Annotated in this window: 1 pseudogene; it reads left to right on the top strand. The window is 44.3% G+C overall.

Annotated features, from left to right (window positions below):
* Positions 1-517 (top strand): annotated as a pseudogene (locus B7695_RS11105) (hypothetical protein); the annotation flags it as partial.

The raw sequence follows: 517 nt of genomic DNA, 5'->3' as shown, positions 1-517 counted from the left end.
GATGTAACAACACCAGCTCGTAAGACACCAACAGTAGATGTTGAACAAGATCCTAAGACAGGTGACGTTACAGTAACACCTAAGAAACCAGATGGCTCAACATTCCCACCAGGAACTACGGTAGAAATTCCAGGTAAAGATGGTAAGCTAATCCCAGTCACAATCGGTGAAAACGGTAAAGGTAAAGTACCAAACAGTGACTTACCAGACGGTAAAGTACCAGGTACAGGTAAGATTACTGAACCAGGTAAACCAGCTGTGGAAGTTCCAGTCACAACACCAGGTAAGGTAACACCAGCCACACCAACAACTGAAACACCAAGTGAGATTGAAATCACACGCAAACCAAATGGTGATGCAGTTGTAACGCCTAAGAAACCAGATGGTTCAACATACCCATCAGGCAGCAAGGTAGTGATTCCGGGTGAAAACAATACACCAATCACTGTCACAATTGGCGACAATGGTTCAGGTGAAGTACCAAATGACAAGCTTCCTAAGAAAGATGTCCCAGGAA

The sequence above is a fragment of the Streptococcus mitis genome (genome assembly GCF_002096845.1).
In the GTDB taxonomy this organism is placed as follows: domain Bacteria; phylum Bacillota; class Bacilli; order Lactobacillales; family Streptococcaceae; genus Streptococcus; species Streptococcus mitis_A.
The sequence above is the reverse complement of the archived record's forward strand: the minus strand, read 5'-3'. Positions and strand labels throughout refer to the sequence as shown.